The organism is Thalassospira sp. UBA848, assembly GCF_002295455.1.
GTDB lineage: Bacteria > Pseudomonadota > Alphaproteobacteria > Rhodospirillales > Thalassospiraceae > Thalassospira.
Genome location: NZ_DBGS01000034.1, coordinates 15,245 through 36,199 on the forward strand (window position 1 = coordinate 15,245; position 20,955 = coordinate 36,199).

Consider the following 20,955-nt stretch of genomic DNA (forward strand, 5'->3'; position numbering starts at 1 on the left):
ACGCAGCTCAAGCCCGTCACGTTCGGGCGAGCTGTGTTCTTGTTCACACTAAGGGGTCTGTGTGACAGTTTGGTTGCGCTTGAGCGTCGCTTTGATGAAACAAATCAGATGCTTGGCGGCAGCTGTCACCGACTATTTCCAGAAATCCTCTCGGCGGACCGTGAAAGTTTCCGATACGCTGGCATATTCCTGATAGCCAAGGCGCGCGAGTGGTTCAAACAGGGTGACATCGACCATGCCATCGCGAATGATGGCATCATCAATATGCAGACCAATGACGGTACCAATAACCATGGCGCAAGGATGTTGCGGACTGGGGCTTGGCAGGTCAACGATCTGGAACACCTTGCATTCCATGTGGATCGGCACCCCCTTGATCAGGTGCGGTTTGACACATTTGGCGGGCAATTTTTCCAAGCCAGCATATTCAAACTCGTCCCCACCCGGCGGCAAGGGGGCTGAAGAAAAGTTAAGTTCTTTCAGCATCGCCTTTGGGGCAACGCCAACCACGAATTCACCTGTGTCACGCGCATTGCGCAAACTGTCGACAGAACCACCTGATGAAAACATCACCATTGGCGGGTTGCCATGCACTGCATTGAAAAATGAATAGGGGGCCAGGTTGGGCCGACCATCGGGGTCAACGGTGGACACCCAGCCAATCGGGCGCGGGGCCACACAGGCCTTGAATGGATCATGCGGCAAGTTATGCGCGGTTTTTCCCGGTTCGTAGAACATGGTGCGTCCTGATGTGTTTGCGTGTTTCTTATCCGCGAACTGCGCCCGTTTGGATCACAAGAAGTTATCCGGATCTGTTACTGGCGCGGGGCATATTCATGTTCTCGTACATGATCCGGGCGGTCTGACAGGTGCAGGCGCGTTTGGGCCATCGGTGTTTCGGCGATGATCTTGCCGTGCTTGATCACAAACAGGCGGTTGGCGCGCATGCGGATGGCTTCAATCGTGTCGCGGGCCTGAAGGATGACGAAGTCTGCGTTATTGCCGACCTCAATCCCGTAACCTTCAAGACCAAGGATCTTGGCAGGTTCGGTGGTGACGGCATCAAAGCAGGCGCGGATATCATCGCGCGACGTCATCTGGGCCACATGCAGCCCCATCGATGCAACTTCAAGCATGTCGCCCGATCCCATGGAATACCAGGGATCCATCACACAGTCATGACCGAATGCCACGGTCAGCCCGGCCTTGCGGAGCTCCGGTACGCGGGTCATGCCGCGCCGCTTGGGATAGGTATCGTGGCGGCCCTGCAGGGTGATGTTGATCAGCGGGTTGGCGATGGCGGAAACTTCCGCCTCTGCCATCAGGGCGATCAGCTTGGACACATAGTAATTGTCCATCGAATGCATCGATGTCAGGTGTGATCCGGCTACACGGCCCTGAAGCCCCAACCGCTGGGTTTCATAGGTCAGCATTTCGATATGACGCGACAGGGGATCGTCTGACTCATCGCAATGCATGTCGACCATAAGCCCGCGTTTGGCCGCCATTTCGCAAAGTTCTTTGATGCTTTGTGCACCATCGGCCATGGTGCGTTCGAAATGCGGAATGCCGCCCACAACATCAACACCCTTATCAAGGGCGCGGATGGTGTTTTCCTTGGCCGTCGGGCTGCGCAAATAACCATCCTGCGGGAAGGCAACAAGTTGCAGATCGATATAGGGCGCGACCTGCTTTTTGACTTCGAGCAACGCATCAACCGCAAGCAAACGGTCATCGCAAACATCAACATGGGTGCGGATGGCAAGCAGGCCCTTGGATACTGCCAGATCGCAGTATTTAAGCGCGCGTTCAATCACCGCTTCGGGGGTCAGAAGTGGTTTTAGTTCGCCCCACAACGCGATGCCTTCAAGCAACGTGCCCGACTCATTCATGCGCGGCAGACCCAGTGACAGGGTCGCATCCATATGGAAATGGCTGTCGACGAAGGGCGGGCTGACCAGCATGCCGCCGCAATCAAGCACCTCGACCGCCGGAACATCAATATGACTGGCTATCTCGACGATCTTGCCATTCTGGCAGGCAATATCCACGCCGGTCTGGCCGTTGGCGATATTGGCGTTTTTCAGGATCAGATCGGGTTGCATGATGTCATCCTTGGTCTGGTGGTAGCGATCACAAACGGGTTGTATTGCTTAACGTTGTCCCTTGAACCATGGCACAAGAAGCGCCTTGGGGTAATCGGCTTTGCGGGCCACAACAATAAGCGCAATGATCGACAGGATATAGGGCATCATCAGGAATACCTGCGATGGCAGGAATGCGCCGACCTCGGTCTGCAAGCGCACCTGAAACGCGTCAAATGCCCCAAACAATAACGCCCCGATCAATGCCTTGCCCGGTCGCCAGCTGGCAAACACGGTCAGCGCGATACAGACCCAGCCACGGCCATTGATCATGCCAAAGAAGAACGCATCAAAGGCCGACATGGTCAGGAAAGCCCCGCCCAATGCCATCAGCGATGATCCGACAACGACCGCACCAATGCGAAGGCCATAAACCGAAAGTCCCTGTGCCTCGACCGAGGACGGGTTGTCACCAACAGCCCTGATCGCAAGACCAAGCGGTGTGCGATACAAAACCCAGCCGGTGACAAACACCAGAACAAGGGCCAGCATCGTCATGGCCGTTTGCGAAAACAGCGCCTGTCCGATGAAGGGCAGGTCTGAAAGAAACGGGATATCAAGCGGACGGAACGGTTCGATGCGCGGCGGGGACGAAACATCGGGTAATGCCGTGCGATAGGTGAAATATGACAAACTGGTCGCAAGCAACGTCACCCCAATGCCCGACACATGCTGGCTTAGCCCAAGCGGCACAGTCAGGATCGCATGGATCAGGCCAAAGAAGCCACCCGCAAGGGCTGCAACCAATACACCACCCCAAAGACCGGCACCCAGCCATACAGCCATCCAGCCCGCCATGGCACCGGCGGTAAAGATGCCCTCGATCCCAAGGTTAAGCACACCGGCGCGTTCGCAAATCAATGCGCCCAACACGCCAAAGATCAGCGGGGTCGCAATGCGAATGGCGGCTTCCCAGAAGCTGGCGGCAAGAAGAATATCAATGATTTCCATGGTCTTTCCCCTTAGCCCTGCGCCGATTTGCGATCAAAGTGAACCCTAAACCGGGTCAGGAACCCGCCGATCAAAACGCACAGCAACGCCATGGCAACGATCAGATCGGCGAGATAGCTTGAAACGCCAATCGCGCGGCTCATGGAATCTGCACCGACAAAGACCGATGCAACAAAAAGCGCCGATGCAATTACCCCGATGGGTGACAGACGTGCCAGCATCGCGACTACAATTCCGGCATAGCCATATCCGGGCGAAAGGTCAGTTGCGAGGTAACCACGCGTGCCAGCCACTTCCGATACCCCGGCAAGACCGGCCAAACCACCTGACAGGGCGGCAACAAGGATCATGGTTTTAGTCACCGAAATGCCGGAAAATTTGGCAGCGGCGGCATTTTCCCCAACCGCACGAATTTCAAAGCCCCATACCGTGCGTTTGACGAAAACCGCCAGTGCAATGGCCGAAACAAGTGCGATGAGAAGCCCAATATGTACCCGCATGCGTTCGAGAAGGGCCGGGAAGGCCGCACTATCAATGATCGGTTCGGACTGTGGCCAGCCCATCGACATCGGGTCTTTAAGCGCCCCTTCCAGCATCATCTGCACGAACAACAATACGATGAAGTTCAAAAGAAGGGTGGTGACGACCTCGTCCACACCAAGGCGGGTCTTCAAAAGCGTCGGACCAATCAGCATCAACGCACCAGCAATCATGCCAGCGATAATCACGACCGGGATCATCACCCAGCTTGGCCCGTCAATCACACCGGAACCAACGGCAACGGCGGCCATGGCCCCCATGTAAAGCTGGCCTTCGGCACCGATATTCCAAAGCTTGGCGCGGAATGCAATGGCGGCCGCAAGCCCGGTCAGGATCAGCGGTGTGGCGCGGGTCAGCATTTCCGAGGTTGAGAACACTGATCCAAAGGCACCACTGATCATAAGGCCATAGGCCTCAATAATCGGTGCACCGGCAAGCGCCAGCGGAATGGCGGCGAGAAGTATGGCAATCGTAGCGGCCAGAACCGGCACGCCATAAACAAGAAGCGGGCCGGGATTGCTGCGCGCTTCAAAGCGGATCATGCCGTTTCTCCCGGTTTGGTGGTCGTCGTGCCATCGGGGGCATGCGGGGCGGCTTTTTGTCCGGCCATCATCAGGCCAAGCTCGGACCTGTCAATGCTGTCGGTTGGCATGGCGGGCGTTATGTGCCCGGCATGGATCACGGCGATCTGATCTGAAATGGTCAGAAGTTCATCAAGGTCTTCGGATATCAGAATGACCGCTGCCCCACCCTGACGGGCTTCCAGCAAGCGGCGATGGACTTCTGATTGCGCACCAACATCAAGGCCGCGCGAAGGTTGGTTGGCAAGGATCAGCTTGGGCGATTTTTCCAGAACACGCGCCAGGATCAGTTTTTGGATATTACCACCCGACAAAAGACGGGCAGGCGCATCAGGACCCGGGCAGCGCACGTCGTAATCGGCAATCGCATGTTCGGCCCGTGTGCGGATGGCGTCGAAATCAAGGAAGCCGAGTTTTTGGTATTCCGGGCTTCGGACATCCTCGATCGCGATATTTTCAGCCACGGTCATCGACCCGACCATACCGTCATGATGGCGATCTTCGGGGATGCGCGCGATGCCGTTTTGGGCGAATGTGTGGGCATCGAATTTGGTGATTGTTTCGCCAAATATCTCGACTGTGCCGCTATCGGGTTTATCAAGGCCTGCGATCAGTTGCGCGAGCGCCGCCTGGCCATTGCCCGATACCCCTGCGATGCCAAGGATTTCACCCTCGCGGGCGGTGACATTCACCCCATGCAGGGACCGACGGGAATCCCCGCGATCAATTATGACGTCTGCAAGCGTTATCACCGGTTTTCCGGCCTCGCGCGGTGTGCGGCGGCTGGCAGGAACTTCGCGACCGACCATCAGTTCAGCGATGGATTTGTGGTTCGCGTCGCTGGTTTTCATTTCGCCAACCTTGGCCCCGCCGCGCAGCACCGCAATCCGGTGCGATACGGCAAGAACTTCGGCCAGTTTGTGGGCGATGATAATCACCGCAAGGCCGGTTGCGGCCAGTTTGCGCAGGATGGCAAACAGGCTGTCGGCTTCTTGCGGGGTCAGAACAGCGGTCGGTTCATCAAGAACCAGCAACCGCGCATCGCGATAAAGCGCCTTGAGGATTTCAACGCGCTGCTTTTCGCCAACGGTCAGTTTGTGGACCGGTTGATCCAGATCGACATTAAGCCCCGATCCGGCCATCAGTTCACCAAGCTTTGCGCGTGCGCTGCTGCGATCACGACGGAGCCTGAAAATCGGTTCGGTCCCAAGGACGATGTTATCAAGACCGGTCAGGTTTTCAGCAAGTGTGAAATGCTGATGAACCATGCCGATCCCGGCATCAAGGGCTGCCTGCGGGGCGCCCGGTTCAAGCTGCTCAAGGTCGCCATCGCGACCGGCAACCGTAACGGTGCCTTCGTCTGCGACATAGTGACCGAACAGAATATTCATCAAGGTGGTTTTGCCAGCGCCGTTTTCGCCAAGAAGGGCAACTATTTCGCCCTTGCGAACGGTCAGATCGATGGCGTCATTGGCAACCAGCGGGCCAAATCTTTTGGTGACACCTGCCAGCGACAGCAGCAGGTCTTGCGACGTTTCAGAAGATGTGTGCGCAGCAGATGACATTCGGGTAATCCGTTTTGTTTTTATGCGTCACGCTGTGGGGCAGTGGGCGTATGCGGGGCGGGATAGGGTTGTGACCCTATCATGTTGTAAACAACAAAGGGCAGTTCGATTATGTAACCGAACTGCCTAGGGTCAAAACTCGTTCAAATCACCGACTTGGTCTCTCGGATTTGTGCGGATATGCGGAGCAAAATCGCAGCAAGATCTAAATCTTGCAAGGTTTTGTGACAAAATAGCCCGTGCAAATCCGGGAGATCCGGAGGACAACTGCTATGAGAGAAAGCCACTGCGTCAAATCCCTTGACCGGGGATCACCCCGATCTGCAGGCTTTTCCTAGCGTTTTCTCTCATATCAGTTGCCAAGGTGGTGATTTGAATGAGTTTTGACCCTAGTGATTTCAGCGAAATCTTACATCGATGATTTCGGTTCTTCGTCGTTTACTTCGACAGTGAAGGACCCATCAAGGATTTCAGCCTGCTTGGCTTCGACTTCTTCAACCGTACCGTCCGGCAGCAGGGCCGGATCAAGAACGACAGAACCGCCGCCGAATTCCATGTAGCTGTATTTGCCGTAATCCTCGGCTTTGAATTCACCGGCTTTGACCGCTTCGATCGCGTGGTCAATGGTGGCTTCCATGTGCCACAGTGCCGAACCCAGAATGGTGCCCGGATAATCAGCCGCAGTGTCGATCACGTTACCAACAGCCAGAATGCCGCGTTCCTTGGCCGCATCGGATACGCCAAAGCGTTCGGCATACATGATGTCCGCGCCATTATCGATCATGGCAAAGGCTGCTTCTTTGGCCTTGGGCGGGTCATACCAGCTGTTGATGAAGGTCACCATGAATTCGACGTCGGGATTAACCGATTTGGCACCAGCCATGAAGGCATGCATCAAACGGTTTACTTCCGGGATGGCAAAGCCGCCAACCATGCCGATCTTGTTGCTTTCGGTCGCCTTGCCAGCGGCCATGCCGACAAGGTAGCTCGGCTCATGGATGAAGTTATCAAAGACCGAGAAGTTTTCCCCGTCCGGTGCAAAGCTGGACCCCATCAGAAATGCAGTTTCCGGATAGTCAGCAGCAACCTTGCGGGCAGCGCGTTCGACACCAAAGACTTCACCAACGATCAGATCAGAACCGTTTTCGGCATATTCGCGCATGACGCGCTCATAGTCGGTGTTGGCGACGTTTTCGGAAAACTCATAGGAAATATCGCCGCGTGCTTCGGCAGCGTTGAGCGCCTTGTGAATGCGCGATACCCACTGCTGTTCGACCGGAACGGTGTAGATCGCCGAAACCTTCAGCGGATCAGCGGCCTCTGCCGGTGCGCCAAAGCCAAACGAAACCACTGCGGCTGCGCCGGCGATGGCTGACAGCATGGCACGACGCGTTAGGCGGAAAGTACCAGACTTCATTTTTGTCCCCCTGCGGATTATTGCCGTTATACGAAACTCAACCTTTTGCATAGATTGTGTGCAGATTGTATACGCGATCACAAAAGAGGCAAAGCACCTTCTGTCCAAATGGTCAGTTTTCCACTTTTTGGTGTAACTATTTGGGAATGCGCGGGCTTTAAGCCAAATCCTCGGGCGGAATTGGCAGGGGGTTAATCAGCCCGGCTAGAAAGACGTTTTTCAGAGCGTCGATATGTACGCCGTCGAATGCCATTGGCCCACGGAGTCCCCCGACATACTCCGGTGCGTTTCAGAATTGCGTTTGTCGTGGCAAATCTTCGCAAATCTTCCGGTTTTTCGACCATAGCCGTTAAGATTGTCTAAACAGGCGACGCACTTTCTAAGACAATGCGAATCCTTGAAAAATTTCGGAGTCGGTTAACTCTTTCATTAACTATTTCGGTTGATGCTTTCATCAAGATTTCAAGGGGGAACCTAGAAGGCATCATGACAAAAAAGACATCTTTACCACTTGATCAGGTGATGGTTGGCGATTGCATCGAACTGATGAACAGCCTGCCGGAAAAATCCGTCGATCTGATTTTTGCCGATCCGCCCTACAACCTTCAGCTTGGTGGGGATCTGCTGCGCCCGAACAATTCCAAGGTCGACGCTGTCGATGATCATTGGGATCAGTTCGACAGCTTCCGTCACTATGACGAGTTCACCCGCGACTGGCTGACGGCAGCACGCCGTGTCCTTAAGGATACCGGTGCGATTTGGGTGATCGGGTCGTATCACAACATTTATCGCGTTGGTAACACGCTTCAGGACATCGGTTATTGGATCCTCAATGACATTGTCTGGCGCAAAACCAACCCGATGCCGAATTTCCGCGGCAAGCGTTTCTGCAACGCGCACGAGACCCTTCTGTGGTGCTCGAAAAGTGAAGAGCAAAAGGCGATCACCTTTAATTACGAAGCGATGAAGCAGCTTAATGAAGGCTTGCAGATGCGCTCTGACTGGTTGATGCCGATTTGCGCCGGCTCAGAGCGTCTTAAGGACGACAAGGGCAAGAAGGTCCATCCGACCCAGAAGCCCGAAGCACTGTTGCAGCGTGTTCTGATGGCGACCACCCGTCAGGGTGACGTGGTGCTTGATCCGTTCTTTGGTACGGGTACGACCGGCGCGGCTGCGCGACGTCTTGGCCGTCACTTCATCGGCCTGGAACGCGAAGAAAGCTATGCCGAGGCCGCACGTGATCGCATTGCCAAGGTCCAGATGCTGGATGGCGACAGCCTTGAGTTGACCGAGTCGAAGCGTTCCTTGCCGCGTATTCCGTTCGGTGCTGTGATCGAACGTGGCCTGCTTTCGCCGGGCGACAAGATCTATGACAACCGGGGCAATGTCGCTGCCATGGTACGTGCCGACGGGTCCATCAGTCACAAGGACAATGCCGGTTCGATCCATCAGGTTGGCGCGCATGTGCAGGGCGCACAGGCTTGTAATGGTTGGACTTATTGGCATTACAAGTGCGATGGCCGACTGGTTTCGATCGACAATCTGCGTAGTCAGCTGCGCAAGGAAATGGGTCAGGTCCCCGCCTGAGCCTGACCGGAAAATTCCGACTAGATCATTGATGCCCAAAAAAAACCGGCGTGGTTGCGAAACCCGCCGGTTTTGCTTTTGCGCAAAATTCTTGCTATATTCCAATCATCAAACTTATCCGCAAGGATAGATGGAGAAGAACATGCAAGCAGGTGCAGTAGGGGGTGCCGCATACGCACCCAACCCGGTCCAAATTCAGCAGGCCACAGCGCCGATTGCTGAAACGGGTAACAATGACCTGAATACACCGCCGACACAGCGGGTAGAGCAAACAGCAGAAGCTGAAACGTCGCAGCAGGCCGCACCGACCCCGACAGAGGGCCGTGGACAGGTAATCGACATCTACGCCTGATCGCGCCGCGCGATGAAAGAAAAAGACAAAGGCCCGTGGTTTTGACCACGGGCCTTTTTAATTACGCAGGTTTTATGCGACAGAGCTGCCAGATCAGGCAGGCCCGTATTTGAGGGCATGACGGACGATCTTTTTCATGACAGTCGGCAGGGCAAAGTCCGACAGCCCGTCAATTGTTGTCCAGCTGCCGTCAAGTTTATCTGCCTCCTCAACGGGCAGGGTGGTCGCAAGCACGCTGACATTCAGATGAAAGTGCGTGAAGGTGTGGCCAACCGTGCCGTCAAGCTCTGCCCACTTGGCCGACACCGGTGCTTCGGACAGCATCACATCATCAGGCGTCTCAATCGCGCGCCAGTCGCTTCCGGGGACTTCATACAAGCCACCAAGCAATCCCTTTTCCGGGCGGCGACGCACAAGGATGCGGCCATCGTCTTCGCGCCGGATCCAAAACGCATAACCGACCCGTGTTGGTTTCGGTTCTTTCTTGCGTTTTTTGGGAAGCTCTGGCGCGATGCCCGATTTGCGTCCTTCGCAATCGGCCTGCCACGGGCAAATGCCGCATGCCGGATTGCGTGGCGTGCAAACCGTTGCGCCCAAATCCATCAGCGCCTGGGCGTAATCGCCGGGGCGATCAGACGGGGTCAGGGCGGCTGACTTTTCCTTGATTTCGGGTTTGACGTCAGGCAGTGGCGTTTCCAGTGCAAACAGACGTGAAATCACCCGTTCAATATTGCCGTCAACCGGGCTTGCATGGCGGTTAAAGGCAATGGCGGCAACCGCGCAGGCGGTGTAGGGGCCAATACCCGGCAGCTTCAACAAGCCTTCCTCGGTATCGGGAAAAACGCCGTCATATTCGGATGCAACAACTTTGGCGCATTTATGCAGGTTGCGCGCCCGCGCATAATACCCAAGCCCTTGCCAGGCATGCAGCACATCATCAAGTTCTGCATTGGCAAGATCGGTCACCGTCGGCCAGCGTTTCAAGAAGGCAGCAAAATAGGGCCCCACCGTCTGCACGGTGGTTTGTTGCAGCATGATTTCGCTGAGCCAGACATGATAGGGATCTGGCGTCTCGCCGGGTTCTGATCGCCAGGGCAGGGTGCGGTGATGGCGGTCGTACCATTCAAGCATGCTTGCTGCGAGGCGTTGGGTATCCTGATGGGTGAAATGCACGTCGATCCCGTGTTATGTTGTTTTTCGGACTTTGAAGCAGACCCTACGAAAGAAGCGGGCGTGAGCAAGAAAAAAGATAGTGTCGGTACGAAAAGTGGCTCGATGCTGGATCAGCCATCCAAAACCGTTGCACCGAAAAAGAAGCAGGCATTTACACAGCTTGGCAGTTCAGAACGTCGCATGGGTCTTCGCAATGTCGCCCCGCTTGTTGGCAATCTGACCCGGCCGCTGGTGCGCAAACGTGGCTTTTTCCAAACCGAAATCATCCTGCACTGGGCCGAGATCGTCGGGCGTGACCTTGAAAAATACACCATGCCGTTGAAATACAGCCCCCCGCCCAGGGAAAGTATCGCCGGTGGCACCTTGCTGATCCGGGTTGTTGGTCCGGTAGCCCTTGAACTGCAACACCGTATGCCGCAAATCATCGAGCGGGTGAACAGCTATTTCGGCTATCGTGCGATCAACAAGATCACGATGCTTCAGGGTGATATTTCGCGCCCCGAACGCACAGTCCATCGCCCGACCGAAGTCCCCGAAGCCGACATCAGCCCAACCAGTCAGGCCGACCTCGAAAAGATCGAAGATCCCCATCTGCGTGAAGTGCTTGCACGGCTTGGCCGACATATCGCCGGGGCAAGTGGCGGGTTGCGGCCCAAAACCGGCAAGAAATAAGGCATTTGGTGCAGTTCGCAGGTGCCCGTGCTCCCATGTTTGGCGATCACGCCCTGTTGTGTTGCGTGCCGGTAATAATCGAATCAGTTTTCTTAAATGAACGATCACGGAGTTGCCGCAATTGCGCGCCAACTTGGCGACTCGTTGGTGGCATAGCCGTTTTCGGGGGTGTGTTGACTCCCGCGCTGCAACAGGCTTGTAATCACAAAACTTTGTTTTAACGGAGGTTTCCTTGCTAAAGGCAGTTAAGTTTCTTGCTGGTGCGTTTTTGATGATGGTCGGGCTTGCAAGCGCCCAACAGGCACAAGCAGTAGAGTGGAAAGAACATGTGATGGGTGACGAGAATGCACCGGTCACGATGATTGAATATGCATCTTTGACCTGCCCGCATTGCGCGTCCTTCCACAACGAGGTTCTGCCTGAGATCAAGGAAAAGCTGATTGATACCGGCAAACTGAAGCTGATCTATCGCGACTATCCGCTTGACGGTGTTGCGTTGCGTGCTGCTGCCATTGCGCAGTGCGCGGGCGAAGATCGCTATTTCGGTGTTCTGGGCATGCTGTTCAAATCCCAGATGACCTGGGCACGTTCGCAGGACCCGGTCGCCAGCATCAAGGAAGTGGTGCGCTTTGCAGGAATGACCGGCGATGCGGTGGACGCGTGTATTGCCGATCAGGAACTGATTGATGGTATCGTTGGTTCGCGCATGACTGGCGAACAGGAATTCAATGTCAGTTCCACGCCAAGCTTCATCCTTGATGGAGAGCTAATTGAGGGCTCGCGCGAAGCAGAACTCTTTATCGAAAAAGTCGAAGACCTTATCGACTAAATAAAACAATCCTGCTGAACACCGTATCTGCGGTGTTCGGCAACAGGGGACAGGGTCGGACCGGGGGACATGATTGGTCCAGTTTAAATCGCTAAAGCTGACGGGGTTTAAATCCTTCGTCGATTCAACAGATCTACTCGTTGAAGACGGGCTGACCGGTGTTGTCGGCCCGAACGGCTGTGGCAAATCCAATCTTGTCGAAGCACTGCGCTGGGTGATGGGTGAAACATCGGCCAAGCAGATGCGTGGGTCCGACATGTCCGATGTGATTTTTGGCGGTACATCAAGCCGTCCGGCACGTAACGTGGCGGAAGTATCGGTTACCCTTGATAACAGCGAGCGCAAGGCGCCCGCGATGTTCAATGACTTTGACATGCTTGAAGTCACGCGCCGTATCGAACGCGGTGGCGGATCGAATTACCGCGTGAATGGCAAGGATGTTCGTGCCCGTGATGTGCAGCTGTTGTTTGCTGATGCCGCGACCGGCGCACGATCAAATGCCATGGTTTCCCAAGGCAAAATTGGTGCTCTGATCGGGGCCAAACCGATCCAGCGTCGCCTGATCCTTGAAGAAGCGGCTGGCATCACCGGCCTGCATTCACGCCGCCATGAAGCGGAACTCAGGCTTAAGAACGCCGAACAGAATATGGAACGTCTCGAAGACGTTCTTTTGCAGCTTGATGGCCAGATCGCCTCCCTGCAAAAACAGGCAAGACAGGCCGAACGTTATCGCAAACTCTCCGAAAGTGTCCGCCAGACCGAGGCATTGCTGTTCCACATCCGCTGGACCGAAGCCCAGAAACGTCAGGATGACGCACGTGAGTTGCTGGTCGCAGGCGAAAGCGCTGTGCGCGACCTGACATCGTCGGTGACCGAGGCAACAACTGTTCAGGCCCACGTGGCTGCAAGCCTTCCCGATCTTCGCAAAAAAGAGTCCGAGGCTGCAGCAGCCCTTCAGCGCCTTTTGATCGAACGCGAAGGTCTTGATAAGGACAAGGCCCAGATTGAAACCCAGATGGGCCAATTGCGCGCTCGCATCCAGCAGATTGACGCCGACCTTGCCCGCGAGGCGGAATTGGCAAGTGACGCGGAAGGCGCGCTTAAAAAACTGAAGGACGAGCGCGAAGAACTGAGCGAGGCGCAGGGTGGCGAAGACGACGCCCTTGATGAAGCCCGCGAGGTCGCATCTGAAAAGGCCCTTCGGGTTGAGGAGCTGGAAACAGAAGTTGATGCACTGACCAACAAGGTCGCCGAAGAAGAGGCGCGCCTGAAATCGGTTCAGCAGCGGCTGAGTGAACTCAATGCACGGCGTTCGCGCCTGACGGAACGCCACGACGAAGCGGTTGCAAAGCTTGATGACATCCGCATCGAGGCTGATTTTTCCGAAGCCCTTGAAGAAGCAAGCATGCATCTTGAAGAGTGCGAGGAGCTTGTTGAACAGCGCAAAATGGCGGTCGAAGAGGCGGAAATGCGCCTTGCTGAAATGCGGGATCGCGAAGATGGCTTGAAAACCGCCGAAAGCGATGCGCGCGATGCGCTGCGTGACGCCGAAAGCCGAAAGGCCCGCCTGACAGCGGAAATAGAGGCGCTTGAAAGCCTTTTGCGCGGCGGTGATGATGACAAGTATCCCGGCGTGATTGAAAACATCGCGGTACAAGGCGGGTTTGAACTTGCCATGGCGGCTGCCCTTGGCGAGGACCTTGATGCCCCCGATGCAACCGATGCCGCCATGCATTGGGCAACCATTGATCCGGCAACCGATGACCCGGCCCTGCCTGATGGTGTCACAGCACTTGCAAAATATGTCGAGGCACCCGCCCTTTTAAACCGTCGTCTTTGGCAGATCGGCATTGTCGATGATGAGGCGACCGGTAACTTCCTTGCCAAGAACCTTAAGGTTGGCCAGCGGCTTGTGTCGCGCGAAGGTGCTCTTTGGCGGTGGGATGGCTATCGCATTCTTGCCGGGGCTGAATTGCCTGCCGCCGTGCGGCTGCGTCAGCGCAACCGCCTTGAAGAACTGCGCGGTGAACTTGAAGAAGCTGATGCGGTGGTTGAAGCTGCGAGCGAGCGCGCCGAGATCGCCAGTGAAAATGTCGAACGCCTTGATGAAGAAATAGAGGCAGCCCGAACGGCGGAGCAGGAAGCCCACCGGGCGGTGCGCGATGCGGAAAATGCCGCGTCATCCGCGCGTGAGGAAATCGCAAATATCAAACGCGACGCCAGCGCCATCGAAAGCCGCCTTCAGAACGCCGAAGAAGCCGAAAAGCGGGCCAAGCAGGATCTTGATGAGCTGATTGCCGAACAGGAAGAGCTTGCGGCCCTGCCAGAAGAAAGCAGCGAGGGCCTGATGGAAATCAAGGCCGAACTGATCGAGAAACGCGCAAATCTGGCCGATGCGCGTGCCGATCACATGGAAGCCCGCAGCCAGCTTGAACGGATGCAAAGCACCATGTCGGGCCGGCGGAAGCGTCTTGAATTTGTTGAAAACGAAATTGCCACCTGGAACGAACGTGCATCGGGGGCGGGTGAACGGGTTGCCGAACTGCGCGAACGCCAGGAAGAAGCCCGCATGGAGATCGAGGAGCTTGAACTCAAGCCCGAAGAGATCGAAGAACGCCGTGCAATCCTGTCAGACCGGATCGAACTTTCTGACGCGACCCGTAAAGAAGCCGCTGATGAACTGCAACGCGCCGAAAACGCCCAACGCGAGGCCGATCAGAACCTGCGCGAAGCAGAACAAAAACTGGCCGAAGCCCGTGAGGGGCGTGTGCGTTGCGAAGCCCTGCTTGAACAAGCTGAGCAACATCGCCGTGACCTGATTGAACGTATCCGTGAACGGGTCAATGCAACGCCAGACCAGTTGGTGGAGCTTGGCCAGATTGATCTGACCAAGGACCTGCCAAGCGAAGGCGATATCGAAGCCCGTCTGCAACGCCAGACCCGTGAACGTGAAAATCTGGGCGCGGTCAACCTGCGTGCAGAGGTCGAACTGGCCGAAATGCAGGAACAGAAAGACACCATGGTGTCCGAACGCGATGATTTGATTGCTGCCATTGAAAAGCTGCGCAATGGCATCAACCAGCTCAACCGCGAAGCCCGTGCACGTTTGAAAGCCGCCTTCGATGAAGTCGACAAGCACTTCCAGCAACTGTTTGTCCGCCTGTTTGGCGGTGGTGGTGCGCATCTGATGCTGACCGACGCGGACGATCCGCTTGAAGCCGGGCTGGAAATCATGGCATCCCCGCCGGGCAAGAAGCTCCAGCATCTTTCGCTGCTATCGGGCGGTGAACAGGCCCTGACTGCTGTGGCATTGCTGTTTGCGGTCTTCCTGACCAACCCGGCACCGATCTGCGTGCTTGACGAGGTCGACGCACCACTTGATGACGCTAACGTGGACCGCTTCTGCAAGCTGTTGGAAGCCATCGGTCGACATGCCAATACCCGCTTCCTGGTTATCACGCACCACCGTATGACCATGGCACGGATGAACCGCCTGTTTGGTGTGACTATGGCCGAACGCGGTGTGTCCTCTCTGGTCTCTGTCGACCTGCATCAGGCAGAAGTCTATTCCAAAAAAGAACAGACCGAACTCGACTTCACCAGCTAAGACCCACAACATCGGCTCCAGGCCGCCCGGTTCTTGAGCAGTTTATTAATAAACTGATAGGGCACCCGATGCTAAACATCATAGAAACTCAATGATGGTGAAGGCCGAATGTCCCAAAAAGTGCGCGAGCTGTATGAGCTGTTTCCCTATCCCCTGCGTGATCCGCAGCAGGAAAAAGACCGTCTGTTAATGCCGCCACTTGATACACTCTCGCGGGTTAATCATTACTGCTTTGGCGGGGCCAAGGACTTCGACGACAGCTTTCGCGCCCTTGTGGCAGGTGGCGGAACCGGTGATTCGATGATCTGGTTGGCAGAACAGCTACGCGACGTTGGTGGATCGGTAACCTATCTTGAACCATCAAGCGCCAGCACAAAGGTCGCCCGGGCACGAGCCGAGGCACGCGGCCTTTCAAATGTCAGCTTTGTTAATCAGACGATCTCCGAGTTTGCCAAATCCAAACCCGAAGCGTTCGATTACATCAATTGCGCTGGTGTCTTGCATCACCTTGAAGACCCGGAAGAAGGCCTGCGGGATCTGACATCTGTGCTTAAGGCCGATGGGGCTATGGGCATCATGGTTTACGGCGAACATGGCCGTCTTGCCGTGACAGAATGGCGCAAAATGATCGAGCCATTGCTGGAAGGCAAGGACCTGCCGCAGCAGCTTGAAATGACGCGTACGTTGCTCTCGGCACTGCCCGAAGACAACATGTTGCTTAAAATGGGCGGCGGCCCGGGCTTTATCAAAGGTCTGCTTGAAAACGATCCGGAAATTGTCGACCTGCTGCTGCATCCCGTCGAATGTGCCTATGACGTCCATGGCGTTTATCGCTTTGCGTCTTCTGCGGAATTGCATGTTGCGGCCTTTACCGGTTTCTTCGGGTTCGGCGGCACGGGCAAGGCCCATTACAACATTGAAAATCTGGTCCGTGATCCGGCGTTGCTGCGTGAACTGGCGGCAAAGCCGCTATGTGATCAACAGGCATTCTGCGAACGCTTCAGTGGCGCGATGCCACTTCATGCATTTTATCTGACGCGTGAAGACAAGGGCCAAACGACCGAAGTTCTGCCGGATGCGGAACTGGCACCCTATTTCTTTGTTCCGCCCAACAAGACCTTCTTTGATGATCTGGTTGCGCTGGCGGGTCAGCCGGTCCTGATCGAAGATGGCAGTGGCAATGCGGTTGATCTGACAGGTGGGCCAGATTTGGCGCGCTTGTTGGCGGTCTTTGATGGCAAGAACACGGTCGCACAGATTGTTGCCATCCTGCGTGACGAAATCCTTGATACCCAGCCGATTGATATGAACTCAATTGCGGTCAATACGCTTGGCGCTGTTTGGGCACTGTTTCACAAGTTTGACTGGATGTTGGCTGCCAAACCGGATGGCTGGCAGAAAGTCGACGGTGAACGCACCCTGCGCGTGCGGAAGGTATGATCAGCTGATGGCTGTCCTCGGTGACGGGGGTGACGGGAATTGAATTCGCGGCCCGATGGTGAATCGGGAATATGGCCACCGGTTTAAACTGCCGATATTTCATGGTTTCGAAGAAATTCACCTCTGATTCTGGCAAATTGTATGGTCTTGGGGAAATTCACCAAATTTGTCAGTCGGCACAGAAACCGCTGGCAAATCGGTGATAACCAAGGAAAACCGCCCGTTGCAGGCAAGTGGGGCAGTTCACTGTTAATTTAACCGATTGCGACTATTGCCTAACATCAAAAGTGTTTTCAATCACATTTGTTGGGTTAAGTGTTTGAATTTTATCATTTAATGTCAGTTTTTAAAGCCAGCGCGAGGTGGGGTTTTACAGCTTGACAGCCCATGGGGTGCTAAGTATGTTGCCCGCGCATTTCCTTGCGACGTCTGCAGGGCTGCCAAAGCGGGGTTCACGACAATGAGCGATGATAAAGATCGCGCTTCATTAGCAGAGCTTGAAAGCAAACTGGCAGCAGTTACAGGCAAACGCAAAGACCTGCACAGCCCGAACCGGGCGACCGGCAAACCATCCCAAGGGATGGCGCTTGGCATGAGGATTTCGGCGGAAATGATCGCCGCGGTTCTTGTTGGCTTGCTGATCGGCTGGGCGCTGGATCGGGTGCTTGATACGACACCTTGGCTGCTTGTTCTGTTTGTTTTTCTCGGAGCAGGTGCCGGAGGTTTGAACGCTTATCGCGTTGCCAAAGGTTTTGACAGTGCTGTCGGACTTGGCCGTGCGATGGGGGAGCGCAAGCAGGGGAACGGGGACCAATCCGAACCCTGATAATATTGAGCGAGGATTACGGTGGCTGGACCGCTAGAGCAGTTTGAAATCAAGCCCTTGGCCGAACTTTCGGTTGCTGGCATTGATATTTCCTTCACCAACTCCGCACTTTGGATGGTGATCGCAGCCGTTCTCGTAACGGGCTTCATGACGCTTTCGATGCGTCGCGGCGCGCTGGTTCCGGGGCGCTGGCAGGGATCTGCCGAGGTGATGTACGAATTCGTCGCCAATATGCTCAAGGACAACGTGGGAAGCGCAGGTCGCAAATATTTCCCGTTCGTCTTTACGCTGTTTATGTTTGTTCTGTTCGGGAACCTGCTTGGCATGATCCCGCACAGCTTTACCTTTACGAGCCACATTGCTGTAACCTTTGCGATGGCTCTGGTGATCTTCCTCGGTGTGACGGTCATCGGCTTCATGCGTCATGGCACGCATTATCTTCGGATGTTCTTCCCTGAAGGTGCGCCGATTGCGACTGCGATCATTCTGATCCCGATCGAAATCATCTCCTATTTCTCTCGTCCGTTCAGCCTGGCGATCCGACTGTTTGCGAACATGACCGTCGGCCACATCATGCTGAAAGTTATCGGTGGGTTCGTTGGCCTGATTGGCATTCTCGGCGTGCTTCCGTTTGCTTTGCTGACGGGGATTACTGTTCTGGAGTTCGGCATTGCTGCGCTTCAGGCTTATGTCTACACAATTCTCACCTGCATCTATCTCCATGATGCAATCCACATGCACTGATGTGTGTGGTTTGGTGTGATCTCTTCTGATTGCCTTTAAGAAATTCGAAAGGGTGAAGTTATGGAACTCGATGCTGCTAAGATGATCGGTGCTGGCCTGGCTGCTATTGGCATGATTGGTGCCGGTATCGGTGTTGGTAACATCTGGTCGAGCCTGATTGCGACTGTTGGCCGTAACCCGGCTGCAAAAGGCGACGTTGAACTGTATGGCTGGATCGGCTTTGCTGTTACCGAAGCTATTGCACTGTTCGCACTCGTCGTTGCGCTGATCGTTCTGTTCGGCTAATCGGCGCCTTTTGCGCGAATACACGGCCCGGCGAGGCACCCCCTCGCCGGTCTCGTTGAATTCGGGAGTAGGCTATGCCGCAGTTTGATATTGCGACGTTCTCAGAACAGATTTTCTGGCTGTTCGTTATTTTCGCCATCTTGTATTTCCTGATGTCGAGAATCGCGCTGCCGAAAGTCGGTGAAGTTCTTGAACGCCGTCAAAAAACCATCGAAGACAACCTTGGCAAGGCTCGGGCGTTGAAAGACGAAACCGATGCCGCCATCGCGAAGTACGAGGCTGCTCTGGCAGAAGCTCGTGATGCTGCTCAGGCAGACATTCGCGAAGCATCGGAAAAGGCTGCTGCAGAGCAAGCCAAGAAAACCGAAGCTATGGTCAAGAAGCTGTCTAAAAAGACATCTGACGCCGAAAAGGCAATTGCGGACGCAAAAGCGGATGCGATGACGGGTGTTGCGGAAGCAGCATCGGAAATTGCCCGTGAAGCAACCGACAAACTTATCGGTGTCAAGGTTCAGGCCAAAACTGCCGACAAGGCTGTTTCGGCAATCGTAGGAGAGTAAGATAATGGCAACCCAAGAGGTTACTTTCCTTACCGATCCATACACCTGGACCACGCTTTCCTTCGTGCTGGTCGTCGGTTTTGGCGGTTTCAAAGCCGTCAAAGGGATCTCCGCTGCACTTGATAAACGTGCACAGAAGATTTCCGACGAACTGGACGAAGCACAGCGTCTTCGCGAAGAAGCCCAAGAGCTTCTGGCCAATTATCAGGCCAAACAGCGTGAAGCGCTCAAGGAAGCTGACGAAATCCGCGCGCATGCCAAGGTAGAAGCCGACCGTATGCTAGAGAGCGCCCAAGCAGAGCTGAAAGCGGCCCTTAAACGCCGTGAACAGCAAGCTCTGGATCGTATCTCCAACCTTGAAAGCCAGGCTATCGCCGAAGTTCGTGCGCATGTCGCCGAAATCGCAGCCAAGGCCACCACGGCCCTTGTCAGCGACAAGGTTTCGGGTGCAAAGGCAGACGAGCTGGTTGATAGCGCGATCGCGGAAATCAAAGTTCGTCTGAACTGATTTTTCCGATTTTCGGAAATTAAAAACCCCGCAGCGATGCTGCGGGGTTTTTTGTTCTTCGATACCGGGCTTGGTGATCAGGACAGCTTTTCGCGGCCATGTGGCGCATCCAGATCCATCACCGGGCCCAATGGAACCACACCAGACGGATTGATCGTCGGGTGGCTTTCGTAATAGTGGCCCTTGATATGGTCCATGAACACCGTCTGCTTGATACCTGGCTGCTGATACAGATCACGCGTATAGGCCCAAAGATTGGGATATTCATTCAGCTTGCGCAGATTGCATTTGAAATGCCCGTGATAAACCGGATCAAAGCGCAGCAGGGTGGTAAACAGCCGCCAGTCGGCTTCTGTAAGCTGATTGCCAACAAGATAGCGCTGTTTGGACAGGCGGTCTTCCAGCCAGTCGAGCGCGTCAAACAGGGTTGTGACCGCCTCTTCATAGGCTGACTGTGTCGTGGCAAAGCCTGATTTGTAAACGCCGTTATTCACGTCGTGGTAAACGCGCTCGTTCACCTTGTCGATTTCAGCCCGCAATGCTTCGGGATAGAAATCAACGTTGGTTGCGCCAAGGTCATCAAACGCACTGTTAAACATGCGAATGATTTCGGCAGACTCATTGCTGACCAGTTTGTTGGCCTTCTTGTCCCAGACCACAGGCACCGTGACACGCCCTGTGTAGTCGGAAATCGCGTCCGTATAAACCTGATGCATGAAGTCGCGGTCTTCAAGATGGTCGGGAAGCCCTGCGGTGCGATCAAACTCCCAACCGTTCTCGCCCATGTGCCAGTGCACGACCGATACGCTGATCATGTCTTCAAGACCCTTCAGGGCGCGGAAAATCAGGGTGCGATGCGCCCAGGGGCAGGCATAGGACACATAAAGATGATAGCGGCCCTTTTCCGCGGGGAATTCTGCATCTGCATCAGCCGAGATCCAGTTGCGAAACGCTGATTCCTGACGCTTGAACTTTCCGCCGGTACTTTTGGTATCGTACCATTTGTCTTGCCATTTTCCGTCGACAAGTAATCCCATGTCCGTTTCCTTGCATGTTGTCGGCGCGGTGCCCTAGCGGCTGCAAAGGGCATATTGCGATTGTTGAGGTTTATTGTCCCGATTTCCGCGTTGAAGACAATCCGTTGATGTGACATTAATTTGTTTCCAATCGCGCA

Annotated in this window: 19 protein-coding genes; 11 read left to right on the top strand and 8 right to left on the bottom strand. The window is 55.1% G+C overall.

The genetic code is table 11. The annotated features are described in order from the left end of the window. Positions 1-132 precede the first annotated feature (132 nt). The 6 genes from B2R48_RS04180 to B2R48_RS04205 form a co-directional block, all read right to left on the bottom strand. Positions 133-738, bottom strand: coding sequence for a flavin reductase family protein (locus tag B2R48_RS04180; protein WP_296998170.1), 606 nt, complete (start codon positions 736-738; stop codon positions 133-135). Positions 739-815: 77 nt separating this feature from the next. After that, positions 816-2,105 carry an amidohydrolase family protein gene (locus tag B2R48_RS04185; protein WP_296998173.1) on the bottom strand — a complete coding sequence of 430 codons (1,290 nt, stop codon included), beginning with the start codon at positions 2,103-2,105 and terminating at the stop codon, positions 816-818. 48 nt (positions 2,106-2,153) lie between these two features. After that, positions 2,154-3,095, bottom strand: a complete 942-nt coding sequence (locus tag B2R48_RS04190) for an ABC transporter permease (RefSeq protein ID WP_062955907.1) — start codon at positions 3,093-3,095, stop codon at positions 2,154-2,156. 11 nt (positions 3,096-3,106) lie between these two features. Then, on the bottom strand, positions 3,107-4,177 hold the full coding sequence (locus tag B2R48_RS04195) for an ABC transporter permease (protein ID WP_296998176.1): 1,071 nt from the start codon (positions 4,175-4,177) through the stop codon (positions 3,107-3,109). Further along, complete coding sequence (locus B2R48_RS04200; protein ID WP_296998179.1) at positions 4,174-5,781, bottom strand: ABC transporter ATP-binding protein; 1,608 nt, start codon at positions 5,779-5,781, stop codon at positions 4,174-4,176. Before B2R48_RS04200 ends, B2R48_RS04195 begins: the two co-directional genes overlap by 4 nt. Before the next feature lie 409 nt (positions 5,782-6,190). Continuing rightward, complete coding sequence (locus B2R48_RS04205; protein WP_213474153.1) at positions 6,191-7,198, bottom strand: BMP family protein; 1,008 nt, start codon at positions 7,196-7,198, stop codon at positions 6,191-6,193. A gap of 486 nt (positions 7,199-7,684) precedes the next feature. On the opposite strand from B2R48_RS04205, the gene B2R48_RS04210 reads away from it, so the two are divergent. Together B2R48_RS04210 and B2R48_RS04215 are read left to right on the top strand one after the other, a co-directional pair. Continuing rightward, complete coding sequence (locus B2R48_RS04210) at positions 7,685-8,785, top strand: site-specific DNA-methyltransferase (RefSeq protein WP_296998184.1); 1,101 nt, start codon at positions 7,685-7,687, stop codon at positions 8,783-8,785. A 142-nt stretch (positions 8,786-8,927) separates the two neighbouring features. Continuing rightward, positions 8,928-9,137 carry a hypothetical protein gene (locus tag B2R48_RS04215; protein ID WP_232310642.1) on the top strand — a complete coding sequence of 70 codons (210 nt, stop codon included), beginning with the start codon at positions 8,928-8,930 and terminating at the stop codon, positions 9,135-9,137. 93 nt (positions 9,138-9,230) lie between these two features. Here B2R48_RS04215 and mutY read toward each other — a convergent pair whose 3' ends face one another. Next, positions 9,231-10,310, bottom strand: a complete 1,080-nt coding sequence (mutY, locus tag B2R48_RS04220; protein WP_296998187.1) for an A/G-specific adenine glycosylase — start codon at positions 10,308-10,310, stop codon at positions 9,231-9,233. A 60-nt stretch (positions 10,311-10,370) separates the two neighbouring features. Between mutY and B2R48_RS04225 the strand changes: the two genes are divergently transcribed. The 9 genes from B2R48_RS04225 to B2R48_RS04265 all read left to right on the top strand — a co-directional run bounded on the left by B2R48_RS04225 (position 10,371) and on the right by B2R48_RS04265 (position 19,781). Then, positions 10,371-10,982, top strand: a complete 612-nt coding sequence (locus tag B2R48_RS04225; protein ID WP_296998189.1) for a DUF721 domain-containing protein — start codon at positions 10,371-10,373, stop codon at positions 10,980-10,982. 232 nt (positions 10,983-11,214) lie between these two features. Then, a complete protein-coding gene (locus B2R48_RS04230) occupies positions 11,215-11,811 on the top strand; it encodes a DsbA family protein (RefSeq protein ID WP_213474150.1) in 597 nt (198 codons plus the stop codon). A gap of 73 nt (positions 11,812-11,884) precedes the next feature. Next, positions 11,885-15,418: a chromosome segregation protein SMC gene (gene smc, locus B2R48_RS04235; RefSeq protein WP_296998192.1), complete on the top strand. Its 3,534-nt coding sequence runs from the start codon at positions 11,885-11,887 to the stop codon at positions 15,416-15,418. Positions 15,419-15,526: 108 nt separating this feature from the next. Then, a complete protein-coding gene (locus tag B2R48_RS04240) occupies positions 15,527-16,858 on the top strand; it encodes a class I SAM-dependent methyltransferase (RefSeq protein WP_296998195.1) in 1,332 nt (443 codons plus the stop codon). A gap of 460 nt (positions 16,859-17,318) precedes the next feature. Continuing rightward, a complete protein-coding gene (locus B2R48_RS04245; RefSeq protein ID WP_062955897.1) occupies positions 17,319-17,684 on the top strand; it encodes an AtpZ/AtpI family protein in 366 nt (121 codons plus the stop codon). Between the two features lie 21 nt (positions 17,685-17,705). Further along, complete coding sequence (locus B2R48_RS04250) at positions 17,706-18,428, top strand: F0F1 ATP synthase subunit A (protein ID WP_008889876.1); 723 nt, start codon at positions 17,706-17,708, stop codon at positions 18,426-18,428. Between the two features lie 60 nt (positions 18,429-18,488). Next, positions 18,489-18,713, top strand: coding sequence for an ATP synthase subunit C family protein (locus B2R48_RS04255; protein ID WP_007089066.1), 225 nt, complete (start codon positions 18,489-18,491; stop codon positions 18,711-18,713). Between the two features lie 74 nt (positions 18,714-18,787). Further along, positions 18,788-19,273, top strand: a complete 486-nt coding sequence (locus B2R48_RS04260) for a hypothetical protein (protein WP_062955896.1) — start codon at positions 18,788-18,790, stop codon at positions 19,271-19,273. A gap of 4 nt (positions 19,274-19,277) precedes the next feature. Next, positions 19,278-19,781: a F0F1 ATP synthase subunit B gene (locus B2R48_RS04265; protein WP_062955895.1), complete on the top strand. Its 504-nt coding sequence runs from the start codon at positions 19,278-19,280 to the stop codon at positions 19,779-19,781. A 77-nt stretch (positions 19,782-19,858) separates the two neighbouring features. Here B2R48_RS04265 and B2R48_RS04270 read toward each other — a convergent pair whose 3' ends face one another. Beyond that, positions 19,859-20,818: a glutathione S-transferase family protein gene (locus B2R48_RS04270; protein ID WP_062955894.1), complete on the bottom strand. Its 960-nt coding sequence runs from the start codon at positions 20,816-20,818 to the stop codon at positions 19,859-19,861. Between the last annotated feature and the right edge of the window lie 137 nt (positions 20,819-20,955).

What these genes read in the sequence shown, in the direction of transcription:
- B2R48_RS04210 (WP_296998184.1), top strand. Translation starts at nt 7,685, where the DNA reads ATGACAAAAAAGACATCTTTACCACTTGATCAGGTGATGGTTGGCGAT.
- B2R48_RS04185 (WP_296998173.1), bottom strand. Translation starts at nt 2,105, where the DNA reads ATGCAACCCGATCTGATCCTGAAAAACGCCAATATCGCCAACGGCCAG.
- B2R48_RS04245 (WP_062955897.1), top strand. Translation starts at nt 17,319, where the DNA reads ATGAGCGATGATAAAGATCGCGCTTCATTAGCAGAGCTTGAAAGCAAA.
- B2R48_RS04180 (WP_296998170.1), bottom strand. Translation starts at nt 738, where the DNA reads ATGTTCTACGAACCGGGAAAAACCGCGCATAACTTGCCGCATGATCCA.
- B2R48_RS04255 (WP_007089066.1), top strand. Translation starts at nt 18,489, where the DNA reads ATGGAACTCGATGCTGCTAAGATGATCGGTGCTGGCCTGGCTGCTATT.
- B2R48_RS04270 (WP_062955894.1), bottom strand. Translation starts at nt 20,818, where the DNA reads ATGGGATTACTTGTCGACGGAAAATGGCAAGACAAATGGTACGATACC.
- B2R48_RS04260 (WP_062955896.1), top strand. Translation starts at nt 18,788, where the DNA reads ATGCCGCAGTTTGATATTGCGACGTTCTCAGAACAGATTTTCTGGCTG.
- B2R48_RS04240 (WP_296998195.1), top strand. Translation starts at nt 15,527, where the DNA reads ATGTCCCAAAAAGTGCGCGAGCTGTATGAGCTGTTTCCCTATCCCCTG.
- B2R48_RS04265 (WP_062955895.1), top strand. Translation starts at nt 19,278, where the DNA reads ATGGCAACCCAAGAGGTTACTTTCCTTACCGATCCATACACCTGGACC.
- B2R48_RS04195 (WP_296998176.1), bottom strand. Translation starts at nt 4,177, where the DNA reads ATGATCCGCTTTGAAGCGCGCAGCAATCCCGGCCCGCTTCTTGTTTAT.
- B2R48_RS04200 (WP_296998179.1), bottom strand. Translation starts at nt 5,781, where the DNA reads ATGTCATCTGCTGCGCACACATCTTCTGAAACGTCGCAAGACCTGCTG.
- B2R48_RS04205 (WP_213474153.1), bottom strand. Translation starts at nt 7,198, where the DNA reads ATGAAGTCTGGTACTTTCCGCCTAACGCGTCGTGCCATGCTGTCAGCC.
- B2R48_RS04215 (WP_232310642.1), top strand. Translation starts at nt 8,928, where the DNA reads ATGCAAGCAGGTGCAGTAGGGGGTGCCGCATACGCACCCAACCCGGTC.
- B2R48_RS04190 (WP_062955907.1), bottom strand. Translation starts at nt 3,095, where the DNA reads ATGGAAATCATTGATATTCTTCTTGCCGCCAGCTTCTGGGAAGCCGCC.